The organism is Vogesella perlucida, assembly GCF_979366545.1.
The window spans coordinates 319065-345255 of sequence record NZ_CEETRO010000004.1 but is presented as its reverse complement, the minus strand read 5'-3'; the positions used below and the strand labels follow the sequence as shown (position 1 = coordinate 345255).

The window sequence follows — 26191 nt, the reverse complement described above, 5'->3', positions numbered from 1 at the left end:
AGCATTCACCCCCTGCGGCCAACCTTGTTGGCCGCATTCTTTTTGTGCACGCACCACATTGGCACATTCTTCTTTATGGATACAATATTTGGAATATTATTGCTTTGCACAATCTGAAAGCCCGGCCACTTTGCCATATCATTGCGCAAATATCGCATTGCACAACACCCTGTCACGCCCCGGAGCTAGCAAGATGAGCATGATTGCCCGCCGTACCCTTCTGGCTGCAGCACTGGCTGCCAGCCTGCCGCTGTTTGCCCACGCCGCCGAACAAAAATCGGTCGCTGTTACCGCCATCGTGGATCACCCGGCACTGGATGCCGCGCGCAAGGGCATTGAAGACGAACTGAAAGCTGCCGGTTTCGAGCCGGGCAAACAGCTCAAATACCAATACCAGAGTGCACAGGGCAACCCGGCGACTGCCGCTCAGATTGCCAAAAAATTCGTGGGCGATGCCCCGGATGTCATCGTGGCCATCGCGACCCCTAGCGCCCAAGCTGCCGTGGCCGCCACCCGCAGCATTCCGGTGGTATTTACTGCCGTGACCGACCCGGTAGCCGCCAAGCTGGTTCCGAGCTGGCAGCCTTCCAAAACCAACGTGACCGGTGTATCCGACAAGCTGGCACTGGCCCCGCAACTGGACCTGATCGCCAAGATCAAGCCGGGTGCCAAGCGCGTGGGCATGGTGTACAGCCCGGGCGAGGTGAACTCGGTGGTGGTGGCCAAAGAGCTGAAAGCCGAACTGGCCAAGCGTGGCATGAGCCTGGTAGAAGCCCCCGCCCCGCGTACCGTAGACGTGGCCCCGGCTGCCAAGAACCTGATTGGCAAGGTAGACGTGCTGTACACCAGCACCGACAACAATGTGGTGTCTACCTATGAATCGCTGGTGGCCGTAGCACAACAGGGCAAGCTGCCACTGGTAGCGTCGGATACCGACTCGGTAAAACGCGGTGCGATTGCCGCCCTGGGCCAGAACTACTACGACATCGGCCGCCAGACCGGCAAGCTGGTGGTACGCATCCTGAAAGGCGAAAAAGCCGGTGCCATTGCACCACAAGTGGGCGAGAAACTATCGCTCAGCCTGAACCCGGCTGCCGCACAAAAACAGGGCGTCACCCTGAGCCCGGCACTGCTGAAAGAAGCCACCGACACCGTGAAGTAAGCCCGTCAGGCTGGCCGCACACCCTGCGGCCAACCTGCCCCCTACCGCGCAGCCACGAGCTGCGCGTTGCTATTGAAAGACCCGCATCATGACCCTGATCGCCCTGATGGGTGCCCTGGAAATCGGCCTGATCTTCGCCCTGGTGGCGCTGGGGGTGCTGATTTCCTTCCGCATCCTCGACTTTCCCGACCTGACCGCCGACGGCAGCTTCCCGCTAGGCGGTGCCGTAGCCGCCACGCTGATTGCCGGCGGGCACGACCCGTGGCTGGCCTGCGGCGTGGCCGCACTGGCCGGTGCCGCCTCTGGCTGGCTGACGGCCTGGCTCAACGTACGCCTGGGCATCTTGCAGCTGCTGGCGTCCATCCTGGTAATGATCGCGCTGTACTCCATCAACCTGCGCATCATGGGTGCACCCAATATGCCGCTGATCGGCAGCCCCACCATTTTCAGCCCGTTTATCGGTGACAATTTCGACATTGCCTGGCAAGTACAGCCGGCCATGTTGGCCGCACTGATCGTGGTCGCCAAGCTGGGGCTGGATGTGTTCTTTGCCTCGCAAGCCGGCCTGGCCATGCGCGCCACCGGCGCCAACGCCCGCATGGCGCGTGCCCAGGGTATTGCCACCGAACGCATGGTACTGGCCGGCATGGCGCTGTCCAACGCGCTGATTGCCGTGGCGGGTGCCCTGTATGTGCAAACCCAGGGCGGGGCGGATGTCTCGATGGGCGTGGGTACCATTGTGGTCGGTCTGGCCGCCGTGATTATTGGCGAAACCCTGCTGCCGTCGCGCACGCTGTGGGTCATTACCCTGGCTACCGTGCTGGGTGCCCTGCTGTACCGCCTGCTGATTGCGCTGGCACTGAACGCCGACTTTATCGGCCTGCAAGCGCAAGACCTCAACCTGATTACCGCACTGCTGGTGGGCTTTGCCCTGGTGCTGCCCAAGCTGAAGGCCAAGCTGGCCCGTAAACCCGGAGGAGCCCGCTGATGCTGCGCGCCGATACGCTGTTCAAAACCTTCAACCCCGGCACGCCGATCGAAAACCCGGTGCTGCGCGGCCTGTCACTGCAGATCGACAGTGGCCAGTTTGTCACCGTCATCGGCAGTAACGGTGCCGGTAAATCCACCTTCCTTAACGCGCTGGCCGGCGACGTGATCGTGGATAGCGGCAGCCTGCACATTGATGGCAAAGACGTGACCCGTACCCCGGGCTGGCAGCGCGCCGGGCTGGTGGCCCGCGTGTTCCAGGACCCGATGGCCGGCACCTGCGAAAACCTCAGCATTGAAGAAAACATGGCGCTGGCTTACTACCGTGGCCGCAAGCGCGGCTTTGGCCCGGCGCTGAACCGCAGCCTGCGCGAGCTGTTCCGCGACAAGCTGGCCACGTTGAAGCTGGGGCTGGAAAACCGCCTGCCAGACCGCATGGGCCTGCTGTCCGGCGGCCAGCGCCAGGCGGTCAGCCTGCTGATGGCCAGCCTGCAGCCGTCGCGCATCCTGCTGCTGGACGAGCACACCGCCGCGCTGGACCCGAAAACCGCCGCCTTCGTGTTGGAGCTGACCGACCGCATCGTGCACGAAAACCAGCTTACCGCGCTGATGGTGACGCACTCCATGCGCCAGGCGCTGGACCACGGCCACCGCACCGTGATGCTGCACCAGGGCCGCGTAGTGCTGGACGTAGCGGGGGAAGAGCGCAGCCGCATGCAGGTCACCGACCTGCTGGCGATGTTCGAAAAAACCCGTGGCGAAGCCATCGACGACGACGCCCTGCTGCTGGGCTGATCGCCGCCTGACACCAGACAAACCCGGCACCGATGGCCGGGTTTGTTTTATCTGGTCGCCCGCGCATGAAATCACGCTATCCGCGCTATTTCATGCCCGCCACACAGCAGAATGCGCTAGGGTAGAGAACCGGCAGCCTGCCGTACAGTCTGATTGTTTTTGACAAGGAAACCCGCCATGCGCCTGACGCTCCCCGCCCTGACCCTGTTGTGCACCCTGCCCGCGGCCGCCATGGCTGCCGACGCTGGCGTCACGGTACTGAACCTGTCCGCCAACGCAAGCCAGGAGCTGGCCAACGACGAAATCAACGCCAGCCTGTACGTACAAGACCGCCAGCCGCAGGCCAGCCAGCTGGCCGACCGCATCAACAAGGCGCTGAACCGCGCCCGCCAGGACGCCGAAGCCTACCGCAAAGTCACCTTCAGCAGTGGCAGCTACAACACCTGGCCGGACTACGACAAGAACGGCAAGATCATCGGCTGGCAAGCCCGTGCCGAAGTCAAACTGCGCAGCAGCGAGTTTGCCGACACCGCCGAGCTGATTGCCCGCCTGCAAAAATACATGGCACTGGAAGGCGTACAGTTTGGCGTATCCGACCGCAGCCGCAGCCAGGCCGAAGCGCAGCTGATTCCGCAAGCCATTGCCGCGCTGCAAGCCCAGGCCACCGCCGCGGGCAAGGCGCTGGGCAAACACCAGCAGCAGGTTACCGAGCTGAGTATCGGCAGCGCCCAGCCGCACTACCCGATGATGATGCGCGCCAAAGCCGAGATGGCCGCTGCGCCAGCAGCCGATGTGGCGCCGGTCAACTTTCAGCCCGGCCAGAGCATGATTCAGCTGAACATTAACGGCAAAGTAGAAATTCGATAACACTTTACACAGTATGCATAAATATTGTGCTATGTTGCTGCCTAAGCTATGCGCTATAACGCACTCATTCCACTCACTCTTTTGACGGCTACCCATGAAACTGATCGCCTCGCTAACCAGCCCCTACGCCCGTAAGGTGCGCATCGTCCTGGCAGAGAAAAAGATCGACTGTCCACTACAGCTGGATATTCCGTGGGAAAGCACGTCCACCGTGGCCGACTTCAACCCGCTGGGCAAAGTCCCCGTGCTGCTGATGGACGACGGCAGCAGCCTGTACGATTCGCGCGTGATCGTGGAATACCTGGACACCATCTCGCCGGTATCGCGCCTGCTGCCGCAAGACAAGCGCCAGCTCATCGAAACACGGCGCTTCGAAGCACTGGCCGACGGCATCTGCGATGCCGCCGCCAATATCGTGGTAGAAGGCCGCCGCCCGCCGGCGCAGCAAAGCCAGGAATGGATAGACCGCCAGCACGGCAAAGTCACCCGTGGCCTGGCTGCGCTGTCGGCCATGCTGGGCGAGCGCCACTGGTGCAACGGCGAGAGCTACAGCCTGGCCGATATCGCTACCGGCTGCATGCTGGGCTATCTGGACTTCCGCTTCCCGCAGCTGGCATGGCGCGATAGCTACCCCAACCTGGCGCGGCTAGCCGACAAGCTGGCCGCCCTGCCCAGCTTTGCCGATACCCTGCCGCCAGCGGGCTAAGCAGGTACGCCCCCGCTCAACGCCGCGCCTGTCGCGGCGTTTTGTTTATCGATGCTGCCCCGCAACACGGCAACACCGCCGTGCTTGACGCCGTCCTGCTGCCGTGTTTTTATAAAGCCCATGAATACCAAACACGCATCCGCATTCTTCTTTTTTTCCTGGTGGCGCCTCTAACGGCGGCACCGCGGTTGCGTACGTAAAGCAAACCCGGGAGCAGCTGACAAAGCGCCCGGGTTTTTCACACCAAGCAGCACCCTCCCCAGCGCCTACTCAGCCTCCCCGATATCACGGAGATCGGCATGAGCTTACTGGACACAGTTTCCCCCCAAGACATCATTCTTACCGGTGACCGCACCACCGGCCCGCTGCACCTGGGCCACTACGTAGGCTCGCTGCGCAACCGCGTCATCCTGCAAGACCGCTGCCCGCAGTTCCTGCTGCTGGCCGACGCCCAGGCGCTGACCGACAATATGGGCAACTACCTGAAAGTACGTGAAAACGTACTGGAAGTGGCGCTGGACTACCTGGCCGTGGGCATCGACCCGGCCAAGAGCACCATTTTCATCCAGAGCCTGGTACCGGAGCTGACCGAGCTGGCGTCCTACTACCTCAACCTGGTCACCGTGTCGCGGCTGGAACGCAACCCCACCATCAAGGACGAGATCAAGCTGCGCGGCTACGAGCGCGATATCCCGGCTGGCTTCCTGACCTACCCTGCCGCCCAGGCCGCCGACATCACCGCCTTCAAGGCCACCATCGTGCCGGTAGGCGCCGACCAGATCCCCATGATCGAGCAGACCAACGAAATCGTGCGCCGCTTTAATGGCAGCGTAGCCGGGCCGGTACTGGTAGAAGCCCGCGCCGTGGTGCCCGACGCCGGCGCCCGCCTGCCAGGCGTAGACGGCAAGGCCAAGATGTCCAAATCGCTGGGCAACGCGCTGACCCTGGGCGCCAGCGCCGACGACATCAGCCAGGCGGTCAAAATGATGTACACCGACCCCAACCACCTGCGCGTGGCCGACCCCGGCCAGGTAGACGGCAATGTGGTGTTCACCTACCTGGACGTATTCCACCCCGACGCCAACCGTGTGGCCGAACTGAAAGCCCACTACCAGCGCGGCGGCCTGGGCGACGCGGTGATCAAGCGCGAGCTGGAAGACATCCTGCAAGCGCTGCTGGCACCGATTCGCGCCCGCCGCCAGCAGTACGCACAAGACCCCGGTGCCGTGCTGGCCATGCTGAAGGAAGGCACGCAAAAAGCCCGCGCCGTGGCCGCGCAAACGCTGGCCGAGGTCAAGGCCGCCATGGGCCTGAACTACTACTGAACCGCCCATGCGGCCAACATCAAGGTTGGCCGCAGCCGCCACCACACCACTGTATCAAGGAGCAGAAAATGGAATGGGTTTACCAATGCCGCAACCTGGACGAAGTCCGTACCCAGATCGATAGCCTGGATCGCGCCATCGTCAGCATGATCGCCCACCGCGGCCTGTACGTGCAGCAAGCCGCCGCCTTCAAACACAACGATGCCGAAGTAGAAGACGGCAAGCGCGTGGACCAGGTGATGCGCCGTGTCACCCGCCTGGCCGGCGAGCTGGGCGCCGACGCCGCCCTCACCGCCAAGATCTACCGCACCATGATCGCCCACTTCATCGAAAGCGAACGCGAAGAACGGCTGCGCCTGGTCGCCACCCAGGAGGCGCGCGCATGAACGACGACGGCTCTGGCTTTTCCACGGTGCGGTGGCACACCACCGCACCAAAACAAAAAAGGCGACACCCACACGGTGCCGCCTTTTTTCATACCAGCCGTGCGCATCAGGACAGTGCCAGCGCGCCGGCCAGCGTCCACATCACCGTGCCCACCACGCCATCCAGCACCCGCCACGACAGCGGCCGCGCAAACAACGGCGCCAGCAGCCGCGCACCATAGCCCAGCGCAGTAAACCACAGCACCGACGCCGTACACGCCCCCAGCGCAAACCACAACTTGCCCTCGCCCGCCTCTTGCCCGCCGATACTGCCCAGCAGCACCACGGTATCGAGGTACACGTGCGGGTTCAGCAACGTCAGCGCCAATACTGTCATCAGCGCCACTTTCAGTGATACCGCATTGGCGCCGGCGGCAATCTGCAAACTATCATTGGCCAGCACCGCCCGCCAGGCACGCAGGCCGTACCAGAACAAAAACGCCGCCCCGCCCCAGCGTGCCGCCTCCAGCAGCAGCGGGCTGTGCTGGATCAAGCTGCCCATACCGGCCACGCCGGCCACAATCAACACCGCGTCGCACAGCATGCACACCAGCACCGTGGGGCCGATGTGCTGGCGCAACAGGCCCATTTTCAGTACGTGCGCGTTTTGCGAACCGATGGCCATGATCAGGCTGGCGCCCAGGCCCAGGCCCTTGAAGTAGCTGGCTGTCAGCATGGTGTTCTCCGTGGTGTCAGGTTGGCCGCCAGTATCGCGGTGCCACGCGTACAACAACAGCAAGATTAAATTATCTTGGCTATCATTAATCTAGCTTCACTTACACCGGCACGCACAACATGAAACTCGACCCCAAGCACTGCGAAGCCTTTCTGGCCGCGCTGGACAGCGGCAGCTTCGAACAAGCCGCGCAAGACCTGCACCTCACGCCATCGGCCATCTCGCAGCGCATCCGCGCGCTGGAAGAAGTGCTAGGCAAGCCGCTGCTGGTCCGCAGCCGCCCCTGCCGCGCCACCCGCGAAGGCCAGCTGCTGCGCCAGCACCTGCAACGCGCCGCGCTGCTGGAAGCCGACCTGGCCGCCACCTTTGCCGGCGACGACAGCGCCATGCTCAGCGTGTCGCTGGCGGTCAACGCCGACAGCGTGGCCAGCTGGTTTCTGCCGGCGCTGACACCGTTCCTGATCCGCGAGCGCGTGCTGCTGGACGTGATCGTGGACGACCAGGACCACACCTATACCCTGCTACAAGCCGGTATGGCGCTGGGCTGTATCTCCACCGAGCCGCAAGCCATGCGTGGCTGCAGCGCCAGCCCGCTGGGCGTGATGCGCTATCAGGCGCTGGCCAGTGCCGACTACCACGCCCGCTGGTTTGGCGGCGGCGTCAGCCGCGACGCACTGCGCCGGGCGCCGGTGATGATCTACAACCACAAAGACCGGCTGCAGGCCGACTGGCTGCTACAGCACTTCGGCCTGCCGGACGACAGCTACCCCTGCCACTTCCTGCCCGCCTCCGACCCCTATCTGCAGGCGGTAAAGCTGGGGCTGGGCTGGGGCATGCTGCCCGACGTGCAGCTGGCCGCCAGCGGCCTGGCCGACACCCTGCTGCCACTACAGCCCGACAAACCGGTAGACGTGGCGCTGTACTGGCACCACTGGCAAGTACAATCGCCCCGGCTGGCGCGCCTGAGCGACGTGCTGGTGGAAGCGGCACGGGCGGTGTTGCGGTTGACCTTAGCTTGAATGCGACCAAGCCTGTTCGCACCGGCCTATGCCATGCTGCTACCATGACGCTATCCAGACTTGAAAGCCACCACCATGCCCCCGCTGCACCACCTCGCCCTTGCCGCTGCACTGGCCGCCATCACCCTGCCTGCACACGCCGTGCTGCCACCGGCCTACCTGTCGGTACCCGACTTCAAGCAATGCCTGAGCGAACAAAACGAAGGCAGCTATAGCAGCTGGTGCCAGCCAGCGAAAAAGCCGAAAGCCTGCCCGCGTACCAGCTGGCGGCAGCTACGCGCGCTGCAAAGCGATGACGCCATACCGGCTTGCCGGGCGAAATAAGCGCCCCGCCACAACCGATCCGGCCAGCAAACAATAAAAAGCCGCCCGTTTTCACGGGCGGCTTTTCCATATCAAGAACAACTGCAAGCTTACTGCTGCACGGGCCCTGCCTGCGCCGGGGCGCTGGCCTGTTCGGCCGGTTTGGGCAGCAGGCGCTCCATCAGCTGGCCGGTATTATGTTGCGGCATGGGCAGCAGGTGCAGGCTGGCCCAGCCCAGGCCCAGCAGCAGCGCGGTCATGGCGCCGCCTTTGACGATAAAACCGTAGGCCCAGCCCACCAGCTGGCGGTTTTTCAGCGCAAACAGCAGCGACAGCGGCGGAATGAAAAAGGTCAGGCTGCCCCACACGATGCGGCCATTGTTGAGCGCGGCCATGGTCACGCCCAGGCAGCCCAGGTAGAACACGGCCACGCTGCCGGCAAACAACAGGCCAACAAAGGCGACAAAGAGGGTAATCAGGGTTTCCATGCTTGCTTTCGGTTCGGGTTAAGGTTGGCCGCCGTGGCGGCGGTGGTGCTAGCCGGCTAGCTGCAGGCCGTCCCAGGCCACGCTGACGCCGGGCGGGCACTGCGCTTGCAGCGCATGGTATTCCAGCTGGTGCGTCATGTGGATAAGCCAGGTCTGTTTTGCGGCCAACCTTTGCGCCCAGTCAAGCGCGGCGGCCACGTGCAGGTGTGACGGGTAGGGTTCCGGCCGCAGGCAGTCCAGAAACAGGGTGTCCAGGCCAGCCAGCAGCGGCAGGCTGCTGTCGGGGATAGCAGACAGGTCGGTCAGCCACGCGGTATTGCCGATGCGCCAGCCCAGGCAGGGCCAGCTGGGGCCGTGCTGCAGCGGGATCGGCGTGATGGTAACGCCGGCCAGCTCGAATGGCGCGTTGACGCGCTCGGTGCGCAGCACGGGTTTGTCCCACACCGGCGACGGTGGTGCCAGCGCGTAGTCGAAACGGCTGCTGATGTTGTCCAGCGTGAAGTCGTTGCCGTACAGCGTAATCGGCCCCTTTTTCACGTAGCAGAAGGCGCGCAGGTCGTCGATGCCGTTGAGGTGGTCGGCGTGCGGGTGGGTGTACAGCACGGCATCCACGCGGGTAATGCCCTCGCGCAGCGCCTGCTGGCGCAGGTCCGGCCCGGTGTCGATCAGCACGCCGGTGTCGCCGATGCGCACGTAGGCGCTGCAGCGGGTGCGGGTGTTGCGCGGGTCAGTGGACGTACACGTGGCGCAGCGGCAGCCGATGGCGGGCGCACCGCCGCTGGAGCCGCAGCCCAGCACTGTCCATGTCAGCTGCGTCATGCGGCCCCCTTATGCGCCGGTGCGCTGCGCCTTGGCAAACAGGCGGAAGTAGTTGTCGGTGGTGGCCTCGGCCACCTGCTCGAAGCGCAGGCCGCGCAGCTCGGCGATGTGCTCGGCCACGTGTTTCACATAAGCCGGCTCGTTGGTCTTGCCACGGTACGGCACGGGTGCCAGGTAGGGCGAGTCGGTTTCTACCAGCAGGCGGTCCAACGGCACTTTCTGCGCCACTTCTTTCACGATGGCGGCGTTCTTGAAGGTAACAATGCCGGACAGCGAGATGTAAAAGCCCAAGTCCAGCGCGGCGCGGGCGATGTCCCAGGTTTCGGTAAAGCAGTGCATCACGCCGCCCACGGCGTCGGCACCGTGTTCGCGCATCATGCGCACGGTGTCGTCGGCGGAGCTGCGGGTGTGCACCACCAGCGGCAGGCTCACGCGGCGCGCGGCGCGGATGTGCGTGGCAAAGCGTTCGTGCTGCCAGGCAAGATCGCCCTCGCACCAGTGGTAGTCCAGCCCGGTTTCGCCAATGCCCACTACCTTGGGGTGGGCGGCATGGGCGACCAGTTCGTCTTCGCTGAATTCTTCGGCGTCCGGGTCATCCGGGTGGATGCCGACGGTGGCAAACAGGTTGGCGTGGGCTTCGGCCAGGCCGATGACTTCGGGGTACTTGGGCCGGCTCACGCCGATGACCATGGCGTGGCCCACGCCGTTGGCGGCCATATTGGCCAGCACCTCGGGCATGCGCGCCGCCAGGTCAGGAAAATTGATGTGACAGTGTGAATCAACCAGCATGGTGTTCCAATCATCAGGCTGCCCACCTTGGCCGCACGGCGCGGGCGGGCAGCGCCGTATTACATGGTGTGGGTGGGGCGAGTGGAGTTCAGCGCGCCGCCGAGCAGGGTTTCGATGCGGTCGCGCGCCTGCTTGCCGGCGTCGCCGGTGGCAAACTCGATGCCGACGCCCTGGTTGCGGTTGTTGTTGGCACCGGCCGGGGTAATCCACGCTACCTTGCCCTGCACCGCCACTTTTTGCGGGTCGTCCAGCAGGGTCAGCAGCAGGAATACCTCGTCACCCAGGTTGTAGTCGCGGGCGGTGGGCACAAAAATGCCGCCGTTGCGCAAAAACGGCATATAGGCGGCGTACAGGGCGCTACGCTCCTTGATGGACAGCGATAGCACGCCGGGGCGGCCGGCGTCGTGCTTTTCTGGCTTGTTGGCTGCGTTATCCATATGCAGGGTACCGGTTGGGTTGGGTCAGGCGGCCTTGTTGCTAAAGGCCTTGATGTAATGCATCAGCAGGGCTTCCAGCTGCAGGCGCGTTACCAGCGTGTGCTGGCCGAACGGCACCAGGGCATTGAGCTCGCGCTGGCAGGCCATCAGCTTGTGTATGTCCAGCCGCGGCAGCAGGCGCTGCTGCGCGTCCTGCATGGCGGGATAATAGCGAAGGCTGCCGGCCAGCTTCAAACTGGCCAGGTCGTGCAGCCATTTGCCCAGCCATTGCAGCGGCAGCGCCAGTGGCAGCTTGTGGCGGTCCAGCTTTTCTACTGCCGCCAGCAGGCTGGCCAGCGCGGGCTGGGTAAGCGCTTGCACAAAGTCGCGGCGCAGGGTGGCCAGCTCGGCGTCGTGTTCGAATATCGGCATGCCACCGTGAAACGCCAGCTCGTCCCCGGCGCTGTCCACACCCTGCTGCTGCAGCCAGGCCAGCGCCACGGCAGGCTGCGGCGCGGTCAGCGGAAACTGGCGGCAGCGGCTCTTGATGGTGGGCAGCAGGCGCTGCGGGGCGCCGCTTACCAGCAGGAACACCACGTCGGCCGGCGGCTCTTCCAGCACTTTCAGCAAGGCGTTGGCGGCGGCCGGGTTCAGGCTTTCGGCGGGCTCTACCACCACCACGCGGCGGCCGCCACGGTGCGAGCTGAGGTGGGCAAACTCGATGACGGCGCGCACGCCGTCGATCTTGATCACCGGCAGCTTGCGCTTGGTGGCCTTGCCTTCTTTGCCGTCGTCGTCTTCTTCGTCTTGCGCCGGGGCCAGATGGCGGTAGTCCGGGTGATTGCCAGCAGCAAACCAGTGGCAGGCCTGGCACTGGCCACAGGCGTGGTAGCCGGCGGCAGGTGCTTCGCATAGCAGTGCCTGGGCGACCTGATGGGCAAACTCGCTCTTGCCAATGCCGGCCGGGCCGGTAAACAGCCAGGCGTTAGGCAGGCGGGCGAACTCTGCGGCCAACCTTTGCCAGTCATCGTGCTGCCACGGGTAGTGCATCAGGCCTCCTGCAGGCGCGCCAGCGCAGCCGCAATGTGTTGCTGGATGGTGTCGATATCGCCGCGGGCGTCGATTACCACGAAGCGGCCCGGGTTGGCCTGGGCGCGGGCCAGATACATCTGGCGCACACGCTGGTGGAAGTCTTCACGCTCGCGCTCGAAACGGTCTGGCAGGCGGCTTTGCGACAGGCGGGCCTGCGAGACCTCCAACGGCACATCCAGCAGGATGGTGAGGTCGGGCTGCAGGCCTTGCTGTACCCAGTGTTCCAGAATGGCAATACGCTCGGCCGGCACGCCACGCCCCCCGCCCTGGTAGGCGAAGGTGGCGTCGGTGAAACGGTCGCTCACGACCCAGCGGCCGGCGGCCAGGCTGGGGCGGATCAGCGACGACACCAGCTCCTGGCGGCTGGCGAACATCAGCAGGGTTTCGGTATCCAGCGTGGCTTCGGTGTCGATATCCAGCAGGATCTCGCGCAGTTTTTCGCCCAGCGGGGTGCCGCCGGGTTCGCGGGTAAATACGGTGTCGATACCGGCTTGTTCCAGGTAGCGGCGGATAAAGGCCAGATGGGTGCTCTTGCCGGCACCATCGAGGCCTTCCAGCGTAATGAAGCGCGCCTTGGACATTACTTGCCTTTCTTCAGGATGTAGTCGCGGACGGCGGCATTGTGCTCGTCCAGCGTCTCGGAAAACTGTGAGGTGCCGCTGCGGTCGCCTTTGGCCACAAAATACAAGGCGCGGCTTTGGGCCGGGTTGGCCGCAGCGTCCAGCGCGGCGCGGCCAGGCAGGGCGATAGGCGTGGGCGTGAGGCCGGCACGGGTATAGGTGTTGTAGGGCGTGTCGCGGCGCAGGTCGGCCTTGGTGATATTGCCGTTGTAGCGTGCGCCCATGCCGTAGATGACGGACGGGTCAGTTTGCAGGCGCATGCCGATCTTGAGGCGGTTTACAAACACACTGGCCACCATGGGGCGGTCGGCCTCGTGCGCGGTTTCTTTCTCGATCAGGCTGGCCATGGTCAGCAGCTGGTACGGGGTGGTGTACGGCAGGTCGGCCGCGCGGGCTTCCCACACCGTTTGCAGCTGCTGCTGCATGCTCTGGTAGGCTCGGCGGTAAATGTCCAGGTCGCTACTGCCGGGGGTGTAGAAGTAGGTGCTGGGGAAGAACAGGCCTTCGGCACTGTCGCCCGGTACGCCCAGCTCGGCCAGCAGGCGGCTATCGCTCCAGCCGGCGGTGTCCTGTGCCAGGTCGTCTTCCTTGCGCAGCGCGTTGCGGAACTGGGCAAAACGCCAGCCTTCGATGATGGTGACGCTGGACTGGTCCGGGTGGCCATCGGCAAAGCGGTTCAGGTACTGCCACATGGCGGTGGCACCGCCAAACTGGTACAGGCCGGGCTTGAGCTTGCGATCTACGCCCATCATGCGCGACAGCGCCACCATCACGTAGCGGTTACGCACCGCGCCGTCGTCTTCCAGCGTGCGGGCCAGCTGGCTCATGGTGCGGTTCAGGCCCACGGTCACGGTGTAGGGTTGGCGATCGGGGGTGACGGGCACCACGATCACCCAGGCCAGCCACAGCGCACACAGCGCGGCCAACAGGGAAAACAGCCGGAGGACAGGTCGTATCATCGGTAGGAAAAAAGCTATCAGCTGGCATCTGCCAAAACCGCCAGATCATACCATGCAGGGCCACACCCTGCAGGGCTCAGGCCTGTGGCTCGCGCACCAGGTGGTAGGCAGCTTCCAGCTCGGCAAACGCCGTGCGCCGCAAGGGGACGCTGCCTTCGGGCAGCATCAGCTGCAGCGGCAGGCTGCCCTGCTCCCAGGCTTGCCAGTCGGCGTCGGCCGGCTGGCGGCCGTCGGGGCGGCAGATCAGCTCGCACAGCGCCAGCAGGTCGCGGTCGTCCACAATGGCCAGCTCGCCGCCCAGCTCCACAAACAGCCGCCCTTCTTCGTCCAGCCAGGCCAGGCGGGCGCGGTCGGCGGCCATATCCGGCATCAGCGCCCAGACATCGGCGTGGCGGCAGGCCACATAGGGCGCCGCCTCGTGCGCCACATACACTTTTTGCGGGCCATTCTGCACGTAGTAGCGCCCCTCGCCGTCGCGCGCGTAGTTGCGGCGAAAGAAATCCACCATCGCCGGCTGTTTCAGCAGGCTGTCGCGCAGCCACCACTGCCCGCGGGCGTCCAGGCGCAGCCAGCCGTACACGGCGGGCACATTCGGCCATTTATCCATGGCCGCCAGTACCAGTGCATCCATATCGTTTCCCTAGTTTGCGCGCAGCACTTCGCTGGGCGGGGTGTGCGTAACGCGGCGCATCAGCGGCCACGCCGCCAGCGCGACCACCGCCCCCCCCGCCAGCATGCCCAGTGGCAGCAGCCACAGGTTCAGTGCCAGCGGCAGGTTGAACAGCTGTACTGCCACCAGTGCGCCCAGCGCCATGGCGCCGCCACCGGCCATCAGCCCGGCCACGCCACCCAGCCAGGCCAGCTCGGCCAGCAGCACACTGCGCACCTGGCGGCGCGAGGCACCCAGTGCACGCAGCAGCGCCACGTCGTACAGGCGCTCGTCGCGAGTGGCGGCCATGGCCGCCCACAGCACCAGCACGCCTGCGGCCAACGTTAACGCGAACATGGCCTCGATGGCCAGCGCCAGGCGGTCGATCACCGCGCGTACCTCGCGCACGATGGTGCTGATGTCTACCACGGTAACATTGGGCAGCGCCGCCACCAGCCGGTTATTGAAACCGGCATCCGGCGCACGGTAGCTGGCGATGTAGCTGGCGGCCTGATCGCCCATCCAGCCGGATGGCGCAATCACGAAAAAGTTGGGCTGAAAGCTGTCCCACGCTACCTTGCGCAGGCTGGTGACCGGTGCCTGCCAGCGGGTACCGGCAATATCAAAGGTCAGCGTATCGCCCTGCTTCAGGCGCAGGGTGTTGGCCAGGCCCTCCTCCAGCGAAAACTGCGGTGTGCTGCTGCCCGGCTGCCACCACTGGCCGGCAACGATCTGGTTGCGCGGGTTGGCCGCATCGCGCCACGACAGGTTGAACTCGCGCTCCACCAGCCGCTGCGCGCGCTCGTCCTCATAATCGGCTGGCTTGACCGGCTTGCCGTTGATCTCGGTCAGCCGTGCGCGGGTCATGGGCAATGCTTCGGGCGCGCTGCGGCCAACCTTGGCAAACGCCTGCGCCAGATCGCTACGCTGCGGTGCCTGCAGGTTGATCAGAAAGGTATCCGGTGCATCCGGCGGCAGCGAGCGCTGCCAGGCGCCGATCAGGTCGTCGCGTACCACGGTCAGCGTCAGCAGCGCCAGCAAGCTGACCGACAAGGCGGCGATCTGGATCACCGCCAGCCACGGCCGCCGCGCCAGGTTGGCCGCACCGTGGCGCCAGCCCACTGCGCCAGCCAGCGGCACGCGGCGCAACAGCACCACAATGCCCCAGGCCAGCAAACCCACGGCGGCCAGAAAGCCAGCCAGGCCAGACAGTAACCACAGCGCCAGCGGGCCGTCGCCAATCTGCCAGGCGGTGAGCCCCAGCAAGGCCACCAGTGCCAGTAGCGGCGCCAGTAGCGAGCGGCTGCCTGCCGGCACATCGGCGCGCAGTACCGCCATCGCTGGCACGCGGCGCAGCGCCAGCAGCGGCGGCAAGGCAAAGCCGGCCAGCAGGATCAAGGCCGACAGCGGCCCGGTGAGCCACGCCAGCCAGCCTGGCGGCGGCAGGCCGTCACCCAGCCATTGCCGCGCCAGATAAATCAGCACGGCCTGCACGCCGAAACCGGCCAGCGTGCCCAATACACCCGCCAGCAAGCCCAGCCACAGGAACAGGCTGCCCCATACCGTGGCCACCTCGGGCGCGGTTTGCCCCAGCGCACGCAGCACCGCCACGCTCTGCCAGTGGCGCGACAGGTAGCGCCGCACCGCCAGCGCCACCGCTGCGGCCGACAGCGTCACCGACAGGATGGCCGTCAGGCCGAGAAAACGCCGTGCCCGCTCCAGCGCACTGCGCACTTCCGGGCGCGCCTCTTCGATGTCTTCCAGCCGCGTGCCGGGCTTGAGCTGCGGCGCCAGCCAGTCGCGGTAGGTTTTGACCTGTGCCGCATCGCCAGCCACTAGCAGGCGGTAGCGAATGCGGCTGCCGTCCTGCACCAGGCCGGTGGCGGCCAGGTCGGCGTGGTTCAGCAGCACGCGGGGGATAAAGTTGAACACGTCTACCGCGCCGTCCGGCTCGCGCAACACTTCGGCGGCCAACACAAAGCTGCGGCTGCCCAGGCGCACGCTGTCGCCCAGCTGCAGGCCCATTTTTTGCAGCAGGCGCGCATCGGCCCACACCTCGCCCGGCGCCGGGCTGTAGACGCCCAACTTCACGCCCTGACGGGTGCGGATCTGCACCTCGCCGCGCAGCGGGTAGCCGCTGGCCACGGCTTTCAGGTTGGCCAGCACGGCTTGCTCGCGGGCAAACACCATAGACGGAAAGATGACGGTAGGCACCTGCTGCAGCCCCTGCGCCTGCGCGCGTTGCTGCCAGGCGGGCTCGGCCGGTGCGCGGCTGTTCACCACCAGGTCGGCGGCCAACAGCTGGCTGGCCTGGCGCGTGAGCGCACTGTCGATACGGTCGGCAAAAAAGGCCACACTGCTCATGGCCGCTACGGCCACCAACAGCGCCAGCGCCAGCACGGTGAGCTCGCCGGATTTCAGCTCGCGCCGCAGCAGGCGCCAGCCCATCAGCCACGATAAGCGCTTCATGCTTCACCCCGTGCCAGCACGCCGGCGCTAAGGCGATAGACGGCGGCGCAGCGTGCGGCCAACGTGGTGTCGTGCGTTACCAGCACCAGCGCGGTGCCGGCTTCGGCGTTCAGCTCGAACAGCAGCTCGATGATCTGCTGGCCGGTGGCCGGGTCCAGGTTGCCGGTGGGTTCGTCGGCAAACAGCAGCGCCGGGCGCAGCACAAAGGCACGTGCCAGCGCCACACGCTGCTGCTCGCCGCCGGACAAGTGGCGCGGGTAGTGGTCCAGCCGGTGGCCCAAGCCCACGCGCCGCAACATGGCGGCGGCAGCATGACGCGCATCGGCACGGCCGGCCAGCTCTAGCGGCAGCATCACGTTTTCCAGCGCGGTGAACTGCGGCATCAGCTGAAAGTTCTGGAACACAAAGCCCACCTGCTCGCGGCGCAGCAGGGCGCGGCCGTCCTCGTCCAGGCCGGAGAGCGGCTGGCCGGCCAGCCAGACTTCACCGGAACTTGCGGCATCCAGCCCTGCCAGAATCGCCAGCAAGGTGGATTTGCCACTGCCGCTGGCGCCCACGATGGCCACACTCTCGCCGGCGGCCACCGCCAGGCTGGCATCGTGCAGGATGGCCAGCTGCTGGCCGTGGTAGCTTACTTGCCGGGTCACTGCCTGGGCGCGCAGAATCGCGCTGTTTACCGAAGAGGATGTCATGTTGATGATCAAGCGCTATGTGTTGTTGGCCTGCCTGTTGGCCGCACCGCTGGCTCAGGCCGGCAAGATTGTGGTGTTCGGCGACAGTATTTCCGCCGCCTACGGGCTGAACCCGGCACAGGGCTGGGTGAGCTTGCTACAAAAGAAACTGGGGCCACAGCACCAGGTTGTCAATGCCAGCCTGAGCGGTGAAACCACCGCCGGCGGCCTGTCGCGCCTGCCGGGTGTACTGCAGCAGCACAAACCCGACGTGCTGGTGCTGGAGCTGGGCGGTAACGACGGCCTGCGCGGCCTGCCGCTAGGCGAGATGCAGGCTAACCTGAACCAGATGGTACGCCTGGCACAATCGCAAAAAACCCGCGTACTGCTGATAGGCATGGCACTGCCACCGAACTATGGCCCCGAGTACGGCAACAAGTTCCAGACCGTCTTCCGCGAGGTAGCCAGCGCACGCAAGGCTCCGCTGGTGCCTTTGCTGGTGAAGGGCTTCGAACGCGACCTGGGCAAGTTCCAGCCGGACGGCATTCACCCTGCTGCCAGCGCCCAGGGGCAGATGCTGAGCAATGTTTTACCTGCTTTGCTGCCTTTACTGCCGAAATCCTGACGCTGCCGCTGTTTTCTGGCGGGAACGCAGCGTTTCTGGCCAGACTTTGCCATGTTCATGACGTTGCGGTTACGCTGGGGTGGGCGCTATTGCCTGCCCGGCCTTGCTGCCGGCCCACCTCCCCTCCCACAAGGAAACGTCATGCTGGCCGCACTCGCCCCCACCCTGGGGCGCAAACTGCTTTCCCCTTTTCGCGGCTTGCCCGCGTCTGTCTACATCCAGATCGCCGCCACCCTGATCAACACCATGGGTGGCATTGCCAAGCTGTTTTTGCCGCTGTTTTTCCTGGAACGCTACCAGCTACCCTACACCCAGATCGGCCTGCTGATGAGCTGCTACGGCCTGGGTATGTTTGCCGGCTCCTACCTGGGCGGCGCGCTGACCGACCGCTACGACAGCCGCCAGCTGGCTACCGTGCTGCTGCTGGCCAGCGGCGTGCTCACCCTGAGCCTGGCACTATCGCTGCCGGTATGGGTGTACATACCGCTACTGGTCGTCACCGGCCTGGCCGACGGCAGCTTTCGCCCCTGCAATATGCGCCTGGTGCTGGAGCCGTGCTCACTGGCGCAGCGCCCCACGGCGCAGGGGCTGTACCGTATGTCGTTCAACCTGGGCACCTCGCTGGCCGGCATTACCGGTGGCCTGCTGGCGGTCTATGGCTACCATTGGGTATTCGTAGCGCAGGGGTGCGCCAGCTTGCTGGCCGGGCTATGGGTGTGGGCCGCCTACCGCCGCCTGGGCGGCGCGGCGCCGCTGCATATCGCCAGCCAGCAGGGCGACGAAGGCCAGGCCTCGCCGTGGCGCGATGCCGACTTTCTGCGCTTCATGCTGGGCTTATTGCTGATCGTGGCGGTATTCGACCAGATGTACGGCACCATGGGCTTGTACCTGCGCGAACACTACCAGCTGGGGCCGCAGTGGATCGGCTACCTGTTTACCCTCAATGGCTTGATGGTGGTGGGCATGCAGGTGTGGGTGGCGCGGCGCATCCACACCTGGGGCATTGTGCGCTGTTCGCATGGGGCGGTGCTGTTGCTGGGCGGCAGCTACCTGTTACTGAATATGGGCACCCATATTGTGTGGCCGATTCTGGCCATGGTGGTACTGACCTTGGGCGAGGTGTTGCTGTCGCCCACGTGGTCCACCGTGGCGATGCAGTGCTCGGAAGGACGCCAGCGCGGCCGTTACCTGGGCATCTACAGCGCCGGCTGGGGTGGCCGCACACTGTATGCTCCCGCAGCCGGTACCTGGTTTTACGGCCAGTACGGCGGCGCCATGCTGTGGTGGGCCTGCGCTGCCATCGCACTGCTCACCGTGCTGATCCAGCACCGCCCGCTGCAGCGCCTGCTGGCACGCTGACACGACACGCCACCATGCAAAAAGCCCCGCTTGCGCGGGGCTTTTGACATCCTGCGGCCAACCTGGCGGCTGGCGGGGCAGGATTACAGGTCTTTGGCGTTCTCGGCCAGGTAGGACGCTACGCCTTCGGCGCTAGCGGTCATGCCTTTTTTGCCTTTGTTCCAGCCAGCCGGGCACACTTCGCCGTGCTCTTCGGTGAACTGCAGGGCATCAACCATGCGGATCATTTCGTCCACGTTGCGGCCCAGCGGCAGGTTGTTCACTACCTGGTGCTGTACCACACCGGCTTTGTCGATCAGGAAAGAACCACGGAAGGCCACGCCACCGTCGGCTTCTACATCGTAAGCCTTGCACAGTTCGTGCTGGATATCGGCAACCAGGGTGTAACCCACTTGGCCGATACCACCTTTTTCTACCGGGGTGTTGCGCCATGCAGCGTGGCTGAACTGGCTGTCGATGGACACGCCGATCACTTCTACGTTGCGGGCTTTGAATTCAGCCAGACGGTGATCAAAAGCGATCAGCTCGGACGGGCACACGAAGGTGAAGTCCAGCGGGTAGAAGAACACCACGGCGTATTTACCGGCAGTGGCTTCCTGGAAGGAGTAGTTGTCTACGATCTGACCATCGCCCAGCACGGCGGAGAAGGTTTTTTCACCAGCAAAAAACGGGGCTTGTTTGCCTACGAGTACGGCCATGAAGATCTCCTTGGGAAAACATTTATCGTAATAAGGCCGGTTTGTCCGGCTGCTGCGGCGGTTATAAAGCAGGCCTTTGCCAGGCTCAAATTGAAATTGCCAATTCTAGCCATAGCAGATGGCAATGACCGCTACGCTACTGCAGTTAAATGACGCCAGCGTGACCCTTTATCAAGCCCTTGGCGCATAAAAAACGGGCCCCACATGGGGCCCGTTGTTGCGTGCATGCCGCTTGCGGCCAACCTTAGGCGGTAGGCTCGGCTTTCTGGCGCAGGCGCAGGTTCAGTTCGCGCAGCTGCTTCTCGTCTACCGCATTCGGTGCATTGGTCAGCAGACACTGTGCACGCTGGGTTTTCGGGAAGGCAATCACGTCGCGGATGGACTCGGCGCCAGCCATCAGGGTCACCAGACGGTCCAGACCGAAGGCCAGGCCGCCGTGTGGCGGGGCACCGAACTTCAGGTTGTCCAGCAGGAAGCCGAACTTGTTCTGCTGCTCTTCCGGGCTGATCTTCAGTGCGGCGAACACCTTTTCCTGTACGTCAGCGCGGTGGATACGCACGGAGCCGCCACCGATTTCCCAACCGTTCAGCACCATGTCGTAGGCACGTGCCAGGCAAGCACCCGGGTCGGTGTCCATCAGGTCTTCGTGGCCTGGTTTCGGGCTGGTGAACGGGTGGTGGCAGGCGGTCCAGCGGTCGGCGTCTTCGTCGTGTTCGAACATCGGGAAGTCTACGACCCACAGCGGGCGCCATTCGCGTACGAAGTAGCCGTCTTTTTCGCCACGCTCGTGACCGATCTTGATACGCAGTGCGCCGATGGCTTCGTTCACCACTTTGGCTTTGTCTGCGCCAAAGAAGATGATGTCGCCGTTCTGGGCACCGGTACGCTCGATGATGGCTTGCAGGCCGGCGGCGGACAGAAACTTGACGATAGGCGACTGCAGGCCTTCTTCGTTCAGTTTAGTCACGTCGTTGACCTTGATGTAGGCCAGGCCCTTGGCGCCGTAGATGCCGACAAACTGGGTGTAGTCGTCGATCTCTTTACGCGACAGGGTGGCGCCGTTCGGTACACGCAGGGCCACGACACGACCGTTGGCCATGTCGGCGGCGCCACGGAATACCTTGAATTCTTCCGACTTCATGACGTCGGTCAGTTCGGTAAATTTCAGGCTCACGCGCAGGTCCGGCTTGTCGGAGCCGTAGTAGAACATGGCGTCGCCGTAGGTCATGCGCGGGAACTTGCCCAGCTCCACGTTCATCACGTCGCGGAAGATTTCCTGCGCCATGTTTTCGGTGATGTCCATGATCTGGTCTTCGTTCAGGAACGAAGTCTCGATATCGATCTGGGTGAATTCCGGCTGGCGGTCGGCACGCAGGTCTTCGTCACGGAAGCATTTGGTGATCTGGTAGTAGCGGTCGAAGCCGGCCACCATCAGCAGCTGTTTGAACAGCTGTGGCGATTGCGGCAGGGCAAAGAATTCGCCCGGGTGCACACGGGACGGTACCAGGTAGTCGCGGGCGCCTTCCGGGGTGGAGCGGGTCAGCATCGGGGTTTCGATGTCGATGAAGCCCTGTTTGTCCAGGTGGTTACGCACCCCCATGGCCACGCGGTAGCGCAGGCGCAGGTTTTTCTGCATGGCCGGGCGACGCAGGTCGATCACGCGGTTGGTGAGGCGTACGTTTTCGGACAGGTTTTCGTCGTCGATCTGGAACGGCGGGGTGGCTGCGGTGTTCAGGATCTCGATGTCCTTGGCCAGGATTTCGATCTCGCCGGAGATCATTTTGCTGTTGGCGGTGCCAGCCGGGCGCTCGCGCACGATACCGGTAATGGACAGCACAAATTCGTTACGGGCGCTATCGGCAGTCTTGAACGCCTCCGGGGTATCAGGGTCGATCACCACCTGCACCAGACCTTCACGGTCGCGCAGGTCGATAAAGATCACACCGCCGTGGTCACGGCGACGATGGGCCCAGCCTTTTACGGTAACGGTCTGGCCGAGAAATTTCTTGTCGATAAGTCCGCAATAATCGGTACGCATTGCAATGCCTTTGTGTTGAATTCGTTGATGGATTTCCAGACAGGGAGCGAAGCCGGGTTGGCCGCATGCGGCCAACCCTGTCAATTTCGTTCGTCGCTTTCCTGTTTGCGCACGTCGGCGGGCGCAGGCGGGGCAACCACACCCATGGAAATCACGTATTTCAGGGCTTCGTCCACGCTCATCTCAAGCTCGCGCGTGTCGCGCTTGTGCACGATGATGAAGTAGCCCGAGGTAGGGTTCGGGGTTGTCGGCACGTAAACGCTGACAAAATCCTCTTCGCCCAGCTGTTGTTTGACTTGGCCGGCCGGTGTGCCGGTCTGGAACGCTACCGTCCAGGCGTCCTGGTGCGGAAAACGTACCAGCAGCGCCTTGCGGAACGCCTGGCCAGAGTCGGACAGCAGCGTGTCTGACACTTGTTTTACGCTGTTGTAGATGGTGCTGACCACCGGGGTACGGGTCAGGACCAGGTTCCACAGGTCCAACAGCTTCTGGCCCAGCACGTTGGCCGCCATGAAGCCGGTACCCAGCAGAATGACAAAAGCCAGCACCACGCCCAGCCCCGGGATATCAAAGCCGAACAGGCTTTCCGGGCGCCACATGCGTGGCAGCAGGTTGATGGTCTGGTCCAGCGTACCGATGATCAGGTTCAGCACCCATAGCGTTATCGCTACCGGCAGCCAGATCAGCAAACCGGCAGCCAGGTAGCCGCGCAGGGTCATCTTGATATGTTTCATAGGGCCTCAGGCGCAACCGCCACTGCCGCAACCGCCGCCACCACCACCACAGGCGGGACCGCTGCCATTTTTGAAATCGGTGACATACCAGCCATTGCCTTTGAGCTGGAAACCCGCCGCAGACAGCTGCTTGCTGTACTGGTTGCTGCCACAGGCCGGGCACTGGGCAATCGGGTCATCGCTCATTTTTTGCAGATGTTCCTTCTGTGCACCACAGGCTTCACAACGGTATTCATAAATCGGCATGTTTTACCACTCCAACCGCAACTACGATGACATAATCAGGTAAATATTGCAGTGCATCAAATCGCATCGCAATAAACAGGCTCATGATAATGGGGCCAGATGCACACAACGGCAAGCCTGATCCCGCACAAACGGGTGATTATATCCGACTGATACGCCAATACAAAAATCGGATTCATGGCAGCGCAACATAGGCGCTGCAGCATGGGGCGCGCCACCTTCCATCGTTACCCGAACCGGAGTTTGCAATGACCACATCCCACCTGCCGCTCGCCGGCAAACGCGGCCTGATTGTTGGCGTGGCCAACGAACACAGCATTGCCTACGGCTGCGCCAAAGTCATGCGCGAGCTGGGCGCCGAGCTTGCCATTACCTACCTGAACGACAAGGCGGAGCGCTTTGTGCGCCCGCTGGCCGAGGGGCTGGATGCCAGCCTGATCCTGCCGCTGGACGTAAAACAGGATGGCCAGCTGGACACCGTGTTCGATGCCATCCGCGACAGCTGGGGTGGCCTGGACTTCGTGGTGCATTCCATTGCCTTCTGCCCGATGGACGACCTGCACGGCCGCGTCACCGACTGCAGCAAAGACGGCTTCCTGCAAGCCATGCGCGTATCGTGCTACTCCTTCATCGAAATGGCCCGCCTGGCCGAACCGCTGATGGTGAACGGCGGCGCCCTGCTGACCATGAGCTACTACGGCGCCGACAAGGTGGTAGAAAACTACAACATCATGGGGCCGGTTAAAGCGGCGCTGGAAAGCACCACCCGCTACATGGCACACGAGCTGGGCAGCAAGGGCATTCGCGTGCACACCATCTCGCCCGGCCCGCTGAAAACCCGCGCCGCCAGTGGCATTGCCCACTTCGACAAGCTGATCGACGACGCCATCGAGCGCGCACCGCAAAACCGCCTGGTCAGCATTGAGGACATCGGCCAGACCGCCGCCTTCCTGGCGTCCGACGCCGCCCGCGCCCTGACCGGCGAGGTCACCTACGTGGATGGCGGCTTCAACATCATGGCGTAAGCCTGCTACCCGGCGTGGCAGGCCGCCTGCCGCGCCGGGTATTGGCAATGGCGGCACCTACCCCCAGCCCAAGGAACCCAGCCATGACCCGTGACGACCACGCCTTTAGCGACATTATCGAACAAGCCCAGAGCAACGGCCCCCGCCCCATGGCCGTGGCCCACCCGTGCAGCCCGGAAGCCCTGCTGGGCGCCGTGGAAGCCGCCGAACACGGCATTGCCACCCCTATCCTGATTGCCCCGCGCGCCAAACTGGCCAAACTGGCAGCCGGCATGGACATCGACCTGGGCCGCTTTGAAACCATCGACGCCGAACACAGCCATGCCGCTGCCGAGCGCGCGGTAGAGCTGGTACGCGAAGGTTTTGCCGACAGCCTGATGAAAGGCAGCCTGCACACCGACGAATTCATGAGCGCGGTGCTGGACCGCAGCAAGGGCATCCGTACCGACCGCCGCATCAGCCATGTGTTTGTAATGAAGGTAGAAAGCTACCCGCGCTACCTGTTCATTACCGATGCCGCCGTCAATATCGAGCCCGACCTCACCACCAAGCGCGATATCTGCCAGAACGCCATCGACCTGTGCCACGCCCTGGGCATTGCCCGGCCCAAGGTGGCGATTTTGTCTGCGGTGGAAACCATCAACCCCAAGATCCGCTCTACGCTGGATGCCGCCGCACTGTGCAAAATGGCCGACCGCGGCCAGATAAAAGGCGCCGTGCTGGACGGCCCGCTGGCATTTGATAATGCCATTTCGCACGCAGCAGCAGATACTAAGGGTATCGAGTCGGATGTAGCGGGCGAGCCGGATATCCTGCTGGTACCCGACCTGGAGTCCGGCAATATGCTGGCCAAGCAGCTGACCTACCTGGCCGCCGCCGCCAGCGCCGGTATCGTGATGGGCGCACGCGTACCTATCGTGCTGACCAGCCGCGCCGACGACGCCGCCGGGCGCCTGGCCTCGGCCGCGGTGGCCAACTTGTACGCCGCCCACAAGCGCGCAGCCGGCCAGAAAAACACGCCATGACACAAGGGGAAAGCATGGGCAAAGCACTGATCGCCATTAACGCGGGCTCGGCCACGCTGAAGTTCCGCGCCTACAGCAGCGACGGCAAGACCCTGCTGGCGCGCGGGATGGTAGACCACTTTGGCCGCGACCATGCCTGCCTGGAGCTGGAAAAAAGCGGCAAGCGCTACACACAGCCGCTGGGTAACGGTAACCGCGACGAAAATGTGGCGGCGGTGCTGAACACGCTGGCCGATCACGACCTGATGCCGCTTGCCGTGGCGCACCGCGTAGTACACGGCGGCCTGCATTACCGCAGCCCGGTGGTGATGACGCCCGAGGTGGTGGACGACCTGTCGGCGCTGATCCCGCTGGCGCCGCTACACCAGCCGGTGAGCCTGTCGGTCATGCATGCCTTTGCCAAGCTGGACCCGCACCTGACCCAGATCGCCTGTTTCGACACCGCCTTCCACTGCGGCCAACCTGTGGTGGCCACGCGCTTTGGCATTGCCCGCCACTGGCACGAACAGGGCCTGCGCCGTTACGGCTTTCACGGCCTGTCCTACGCGGCCATTACGCGGCGCCTGCCCGAGCTGGGCCTGGGCGACAGCAAGGTGGTGGTGCTGCACCTGGGCAGCGGGGCCAGCGCCTGTGCCATTCATGCCGGGCAGAGCGTGGCCTCCAGCATGGGTTTTTCGGCGCTGGACGGGCTGATGATGTCTACCCGCCCCGGCACGCTAGACCCGGAAGTGGTGCTGTACTGGATGGAACACGAAGGCATGGACATCGCCGCCGTACGGCAGGAGCTGTACAAGCAATGCGGGTTGTACGGTGTGTCTGGCGGCCTGTCCAGCGATATGCGCGAGCTGCTGCAGGCCAAGACCGATGAAGCACGCGAGGCGGTGGAGCTGTTCTGCTACCGCGCCGCACGCGAGGTCGCCTCGCTGGCCACCGCCATGAAGGGGCTGGACGCCATTGTGTTTACCGCCGGCATTGGCGAGCGCTCGCCGGAAATCCGCAGCCGCATCCTGAAACAGCTGGCGTGGCTGGGGTTCGAGGCCGACCTGGCGGCCAACCTGGCACAGTCCTACCGCATTACCAGCCCGGCCAGCCGCCTGCACGCCTACGTGATGGCCACCGACGAAGAAGGCGAAATGGCGCGCGAAGCCGCTGCGCTTTTGTGCGGGGATGTCGAGCTATAGCCTGCAGCACACCATACGACACA

At 64.1% G+C, this 26191-nt stretch carries 29 protein-coding genes; 14 read left to right on the top strand and 15 right to left on the bottom strand.

The window, feature by feature from the left end; genetic code table 11:
- The first annotated feature begins 193 nt into the window (after positions 1-193).
- From ACZ9XP_RS08345 to ACZ9XP_RS08315, 7 genes are all read left to right on the top strand, one after another.
- On the top strand, positions 194-1162 hold the full coding sequence (locus ACZ9XP_RS08345) for an ABC transporter substrate-binding protein (RefSeq protein WP_147682810.1): 969 nt from the start codon (positions 194-196) through the stop codon (positions 1160-1162).
- Positions 1163-1250: 88 nt separating this feature from the next.
- Positions 1251-2150 (top strand): ABC transporter permease, encoded by a 900-nt coding sequence (locus ACZ9XP_RS08340; protein ID WP_147682808.1) that lies wholly within the window; start codon positions 1251-1253, stop codon positions 2148-2150.
- Positions 2150-2944 (top strand): ABC transporter ATP-binding protein, encoded by a 795-nt coding sequence (locus ACZ9XP_RS08335; protein WP_147682806.1) that lies wholly within the window; start codon positions 2150-2152, stop codon positions 2942-2944. Before ACZ9XP_RS08340 ends, ACZ9XP_RS08335 begins: the two co-directional genes overlap by 1 nt.
- Before the next feature lie 177 nt (positions 2945-3121).
- On the top strand, positions 3122-3811 hold the full coding sequence (locus tag ACZ9XP_RS08330; RefSeq protein ID WP_465188255.1) for an SIMPL domain-containing protein: 690 nt from the start codon (positions 3122-3124) through the stop codon (positions 3809-3811).
- A 94-nt stretch (positions 3812-3905) separates the two neighbouring features.
- Positions 3906-4517 carry a glutathione S-transferase gene (locus tag ACZ9XP_RS08325; RefSeq protein WP_465188254.1) on the top strand — a complete coding sequence of 204 codons (612 nt, stop codon included), beginning with the start codon at positions 3906-3908 and terminating at the stop codon, positions 4515-4517.
- A 299-nt stretch (positions 4518-4816) separates the two neighbouring features.
- Positions 4817-5842, top strand: coding sequence for a tryptophan--tRNA ligase (trpS, locus tag ACZ9XP_RS08320; RefSeq protein ID WP_465188253.1), 1026 nt, complete (start codon positions 4817-4819; stop codon positions 5840-5842).
- Positions 5843-5910: 68 nt separating this feature from the next.
- Entirely contained in the window at positions 5911-6228 is a 318-nt protein-coding gene (locus ACZ9XP_RS08315; protein ID WP_465188252.1) for a chorismate mutase, read from the top strand.
- 106 nt (positions 6229-6334) lie between these two features.
- On the opposite strand, the gene ACZ9XP_RS08310 is transcribed toward ACZ9XP_RS08315, so the two are convergent.
- Positions 6335-6943, bottom strand: a complete 609-nt coding sequence (locus ACZ9XP_RS08310; RefSeq protein WP_170253527.1) for a LysE/ArgO family amino acid transporter — start codon at positions 6941-6943, stop codon at positions 6335-6337.
- Positions 6944-7062: 119 nt separating this feature from the next.
- Between ACZ9XP_RS08310 and argP the strand changes: the two genes are divergently transcribed.
- Positions 7063-7962 (top strand): HTH-type transcriptional regulator ArgP, encoded by a 900-nt coding sequence (gene argP, locus ACZ9XP_RS08305; protein ID WP_147682793.1) that lies wholly within the window; start codon positions 7063-7065, stop codon positions 7960-7962.
- 75 nt (positions 7963-8037) lie between these two features.
- Complete coding sequence (locus tag ACZ9XP_RS08300) at positions 8038-8286, top strand: hypothetical protein (protein WP_147682791.1); 249 nt, start codon at positions 8038-8040, stop codon at positions 8284-8286.
- Positions 8287-8375: 89 nt separating this feature from the next.
- On the opposite strand, the gene ACZ9XP_RS08295 is transcribed toward ACZ9XP_RS08300, so the two are convergent.
- The 10 genes from ACZ9XP_RS08295 to ACZ9XP_RS08250 all read right to left on the bottom strand — a co-directional run bounded on the left by ACZ9XP_RS08295 (position 8376) and on the right by ACZ9XP_RS08250 (position 17258).
- Entirely contained in the window at positions 8376-8753 is a 378-nt protein-coding gene (locus tag ACZ9XP_RS08295) for a hypothetical protein (protein WP_147682789.1), read from the bottom strand.
- A 48-nt stretch (positions 8754-8801) separates the two neighbouring features.
- The gene (locus tag ACZ9XP_RS08290; RefSeq protein ID WP_147682787.1) at positions 8802-9572 is read right to left on the bottom strand and encodes an MBL fold metallo-hydrolase; all 771 of its coding nucleotides are present in this window, start codon (positions 9570-9572) and stop codon (positions 8802-8804) included.
- 9 nt (positions 9573-9581) lie between these two features.
- On the bottom strand, positions 9582-10361 hold the full coding sequence (locus ACZ9XP_RS08285; protein WP_147682785.1) for a TatD family hydrolase: 780 nt from the start codon (positions 10359-10361) through the stop codon (positions 9582-9584).
- 59 nt (positions 10362-10420) lie between these two features.
- Positions 10421-10798 (bottom strand): PilZ domain-containing protein, encoded by a 378-nt coding sequence (locus ACZ9XP_RS08280; protein ID WP_147682782.1) that lies wholly within the window; start codon positions 10796-10798, stop codon positions 10421-10423.
- 24 nt (positions 10799-10822) lie between these two features.
- Positions 10823-11827 carry a DNA polymerase III subunit delta' gene (gene holB / locus ACZ9XP_RS08275; protein ID WP_147682780.1) on the bottom strand — a complete coding sequence of 335 codons (1005 nt, stop codon included), beginning with the start codon at positions 11825-11827 and terminating at the stop codon, positions 10823-10825.
- Positions 11827-12450 (bottom strand): dTMP kinase, encoded by a 624-nt coding sequence (gene tmk, locus ACZ9XP_RS08270; RefSeq protein WP_147682778.1) that lies wholly within the window; start codon positions 12448-12450, stop codon positions 11827-11829. Before tmk ends, holB begins: the two co-directional genes overlap by 1 nt.
- Positions 12450-13448 (bottom strand): endolytic transglycosylase MltG, encoded by a 999-nt coding sequence (mltG, locus tag ACZ9XP_RS08265; protein ID WP_147682776.1) that lies wholly within the window; start codon positions 13446-13448, stop codon positions 12450-12452. Before mltG ends, tmk begins: the two co-directional genes overlap by 1 nt.
- Before the next feature lie 76 nt (positions 13449-13524).
- Positions 13525-14079 (bottom strand): DUF2946 family protein, encoded by a 555-nt coding sequence (locus ACZ9XP_RS08260; RefSeq protein WP_147682774.1) that lies wholly within the window; start codon positions 14077-14079, stop codon positions 13525-13527.
- A 9-nt stretch (positions 14080-14088) separates the two neighbouring features.
- A complete protein-coding gene (locus tag ACZ9XP_RS08255) occupies positions 14089-16566 on the bottom strand; it encodes an FtsX-like permease family protein (RefSeq protein WP_170253525.1) in 2478 nt (825 codons plus the stop codon).
- Positions 16563-17258: an ATP-binding cassette domain-containing protein gene (locus ACZ9XP_RS08250; RefSeq protein WP_147682772.1), complete on the bottom strand. Its 696-nt coding sequence runs from the start codon at positions 17256-17258 to the stop codon at positions 16563-16565. The genes ACZ9XP_RS08255 and ACZ9XP_RS08250 overlap by 4 nt, the downstream gene beginning before the upstream one ends.
- Here ACZ9XP_RS08250 and ACZ9XP_RS08245 point away from each other — a divergent pair.
- Complete coding sequence (locus tag ACZ9XP_RS08245; RefSeq protein ID WP_147682770.1) at positions 17257-17862, top strand: arylesterase; 606 nt, start codon at positions 17257-17259, stop codon at positions 17860-17862. The genes ACZ9XP_RS08250 and ACZ9XP_RS08245 overlap by 2 nt on opposite strands.
- A gap of 141 nt (positions 17863-18003) precedes the next feature.
- On the top strand, positions 18004-19221 hold the full coding sequence (locus tag ACZ9XP_RS08240) for an MFS transporter (RefSeq protein WP_147682768.1): 1218 nt from the start codon (positions 18004-18006) through the stop codon (positions 19219-19221).
- An 83-nt stretch (positions 19222-19304) separates the two neighbouring features.
- Here the strand turns inward: ACZ9XP_RS08240 and ACZ9XP_RS08235 are convergent, their stop codons facing one another.
- The 4 genes from ACZ9XP_RS08235 to ACZ9XP_RS08220 form a co-directional block, all read right to left on the bottom strand.
- The gene (locus ACZ9XP_RS08235; protein WP_147682766.1) at positions 19305-19919 is read right to left on the bottom strand and encodes a peroxiredoxin; all 615 of its coding nucleotides are present in this window, start codon (positions 19917-19919) and stop codon (positions 19305-19307) included.
- 244 nt (positions 19920-20163) lie between these two features.
- Entirely contained in the window at positions 20164-21957 is a 1794-nt protein-coding gene (gene aspS, locus ACZ9XP_RS08230) for an aspartate--tRNA ligase (protein ID WP_147682764.1), read from the bottom strand.
- A gap of 80 nt (positions 21958-22037) precedes the next feature.
- Positions 22038-22691, bottom strand: coding sequence for a DUF502 domain-containing protein (locus tag ACZ9XP_RS08225; RefSeq protein ID WP_465188251.1), 654 nt, complete (start codon positions 22689-22691; stop codon positions 22038-22040).
- Positions 22692-22697: 6 nt separating this feature from the next.
- Positions 22698-22937, bottom strand: a complete 240-nt coding sequence (locus tag ACZ9XP_RS08220) for an FmdB family zinc ribbon protein (RefSeq protein WP_147682760.1) — start codon at positions 22935-22937, stop codon at positions 22698-22700.
- 248 nt (positions 22938-23185) lie between these two features.
- Here ACZ9XP_RS08220 and fabI point away from each other — a divergent pair, with 248 nt between their 5' ends.
- The 3 genes from fabI to ACZ9XP_RS08205 all read left to right on the top strand — a co-directional run bounded on the left by fabI (position 23186) and on the right by ACZ9XP_RS08205 (position 26168).
- Positions 23186-23962: an enoyl-ACP reductase FabI gene (gene fabI / locus ACZ9XP_RS08215; protein WP_465188250.1), complete on the top strand. Its 777-nt coding sequence runs from the start codon at positions 23186-23188 to the stop codon at positions 23960-23962.
- An 83-nt stretch (positions 23963-24045) separates the two neighbouring features.
- Positions 24046-24987: a phosphate acetyltransferase gene (locus ACZ9XP_RS08210; protein ID WP_147682757.1), complete on the top strand. Its 942-nt coding sequence runs from the start codon at positions 24046-24048 to the stop codon at positions 24985-24987.
- Positions 24984-26168, top strand: a complete 1185-nt coding sequence (locus ACZ9XP_RS08205; protein ID WP_240803362.1) for an acetate/propionate family kinase — start codon at positions 24984-24986, stop codon at positions 26166-26168. Before ACZ9XP_RS08210 ends, ACZ9XP_RS08205 begins: the two co-directional genes overlap by 4 nt.
- Positions 26169-26191: the final 23 nt, after the last annotated feature.

What these genes read in the sequence shown, in the direction of transcription:
- ACZ9XP_RS08345 (WP_147682810.1), top strand. Translation starts at nt 194, where the DNA reads ATGAGCATGATTGCCCGCCGTACCCTTCTGGCTGCAGCACTGGCTGCC.
- ACZ9XP_RS08310 (WP_170253527.1), bottom strand. Translation starts at nt 6,943, where the DNA reads ATGCTGACAGCCAGCTACTTCAAGGGCCTGGGCCTGGGCGCCAGCCTG.
- ACZ9XP_RS08235 (WP_147682766.1), bottom strand. Translation starts at nt 19,919, where the DNA reads ATGGCCGTACTCGTAGGCAAACAAGCCCCGTTTTTTGCTGGTGAAAAA.
- ACZ9XP_RS08285 (WP_147682785.1), bottom strand. Translation starts at nt 10,361, where the DNA reads ATGCTGGTTGATTCACACTGTCACATCAATTTTCCTGACCTGGCGGCG.
- trpS (WP_465188253.1), top strand. Translation starts at nt 4,817, where the DNA reads ATGAGCTTACTGGACACAGTTTCCCCCCAAGACATCATTCTTACCGGT.
- ACZ9XP_RS08330 (WP_465188255.1), top strand. Translation starts at nt 3,122, where the DNA reads ATGCGCCTGACGCTCCCCGCCCTGACCCTGTTGTGCACCCTGCCCGCG.
- ACZ9XP_RS08340 (WP_147682808.1), top strand. Translation starts at nt 1,251, where the DNA reads ATGACCCTGATCGCCCTGATGGGTGCCCTGGAAATCGGCCTGATCTTC.
- tmk (WP_147682778.1), bottom strand. Translation starts at nt 12,450, where the DNA reads ATGTCCAAGGCGCGCTTCATTACGCTGGAAGGCCTCGATGGTGCCGGC.
- ACZ9XP_RS08225 (WP_465188251.1), bottom strand. Translation starts at nt 22,691, where the DNA reads ATGAAACATATCAAGATGACCCTGCGCGGCTACCTGGCTGCCGGTTTG.
- ACZ9XP_RS08335 (WP_147682806.1), top strand. Translation starts at nt 2,150, where the DNA reads ATGCTGCGCGCCGATACGCTGTTCAAAACCTTCAACCCCGGCACGCCG.
- ACZ9XP_RS08315 (WP_465188252.1), top strand. Translation starts at nt 5,911, where the DNA reads ATGGAATGGGTTTACCAATGCCGCAACCTGGACGAAGTCCGTACCCAG.
- ACZ9XP_RS08260 (WP_147682774.1), bottom strand. Translation starts at nt 14,079, where the DNA reads ATGGATGCACTGGTACTGGCGGCCATGGATAAATGGCCGAATGTGCCC.
- ACZ9XP_RS08295 (WP_147682789.1), bottom strand. Translation starts at nt 8,753, where the DNA reads ATGGAAACCCTGATTACCCTCTTTGTCGCCTTTGTTGGCCTGTTGTTT.
- ACZ9XP_RS08210 (WP_147682757.1), top strand. Translation starts at nt 24,046, where the DNA reads ATGACCCGTGACGACCACGCCTTTAGCGACATTATCGAACAAGCCCAG.
- ACZ9XP_RS08290 (WP_147682787.1), bottom strand. Translation starts at nt 9,572, where the DNA reads ATGACGCAGCTGACATGGACAGTGCTGGGCTGCGGCTCCAGCGGCGGT.
- mltG (WP_147682776.1), bottom strand. Translation starts at nt 13,448, where the DNA reads ATGATACGACCTGTCCTCCGGCTGTTTTCCCTGTTGGCCGCGCTGTGT.
- ACZ9XP_RS08245 (WP_147682770.1), top strand. Translation starts at nt 17,257, where the DNA reads ATGTTGATGATCAAGCGCTATGTGTTGTTGGCCTGCCTGTTGGCCGCA.
- ACZ9XP_RS08325 (WP_465188254.1), top strand. Translation starts at nt 3,906, where the DNA reads ATGAAACTGATCGCCTCGCTAACCAGCCCCTACGCCCGTAAGGTGCGC.
- argP (WP_147682793.1), top strand. Translation starts at nt 7,063, where the DNA reads ATGAAACTCGACCCCAAGCACTGCGAAGCCTTTCTGGCCGCGCTGGAC.
- fabI (WP_465188250.1), top strand. Translation starts at nt 23,186, where the DNA reads ATGACCACATCCCACCTGCCGCTCGCCGGCAAACGCGGCCTGATTGTT.
- ACZ9XP_RS08250 (WP_147682772.1), bottom strand. Translation starts at nt 17,258, where the DNA reads ATGACATCCTCTTCGGTAAACAGCGCGATTCTGCGCGCCCAGGCAGTG.
- ACZ9XP_RS08255 (WP_170253525.1), bottom strand. Translation starts at nt 16,566, where the DNA reads ATGAAGCGCTTATCGTGGCTGATGGGCTGGCGCCTGCTGCGGCGCGAG.
- ACZ9XP_RS08240 (WP_147682768.1), top strand. Translation starts at nt 18,004, where the DNA reads ATGCTGGCCGCACTCGCCCCCACCCTGGGGCGCAAACTGCTTTCCCCT.
- aspS (WP_147682764.1), bottom strand. Translation starts at nt 21,957, where the DNA reads ATGCGTACCGATTATTGCGGACTTATCGACAAGAAATTTCTCGGCCAG.
- ACZ9XP_RS08205 (WP_240803362.1), top strand. Translation starts at nt 24,984, where the DNA reads ATGACACAAGGGGAAAGCATGGGCAAAGCACTGATCGCCATTAACGCG.
- holB (WP_147682780.1), bottom strand. Translation starts at nt 11,827, where the DNA reads ATGCACTACCCGTGGCAGCACGATGACTGGCAAAGGTTGGCCGCAGAG.
- ACZ9XP_RS08220 (WP_147682760.1), bottom strand. Translation starts at nt 22,937, where the DNA reads ATGCCGATTTATGAATACCGTTGTGAAGCCTGTGGTGCACAGAAGGAA.
- ACZ9XP_RS08280 (WP_147682782.1), bottom strand. Translation starts at nt 10,798, where the DNA reads ATGGATAACGCAGCCAACAAGCCAGAAAAGCACGACGCCGGCCGCCCC.
- ACZ9XP_RS08300 (WP_147682791.1), top strand. Translation starts at nt 8,038, where the DNA reads ATGCCCCCGCTGCACCACCTCGCCCTTGCCGCTGCACTGGCCGCCATC.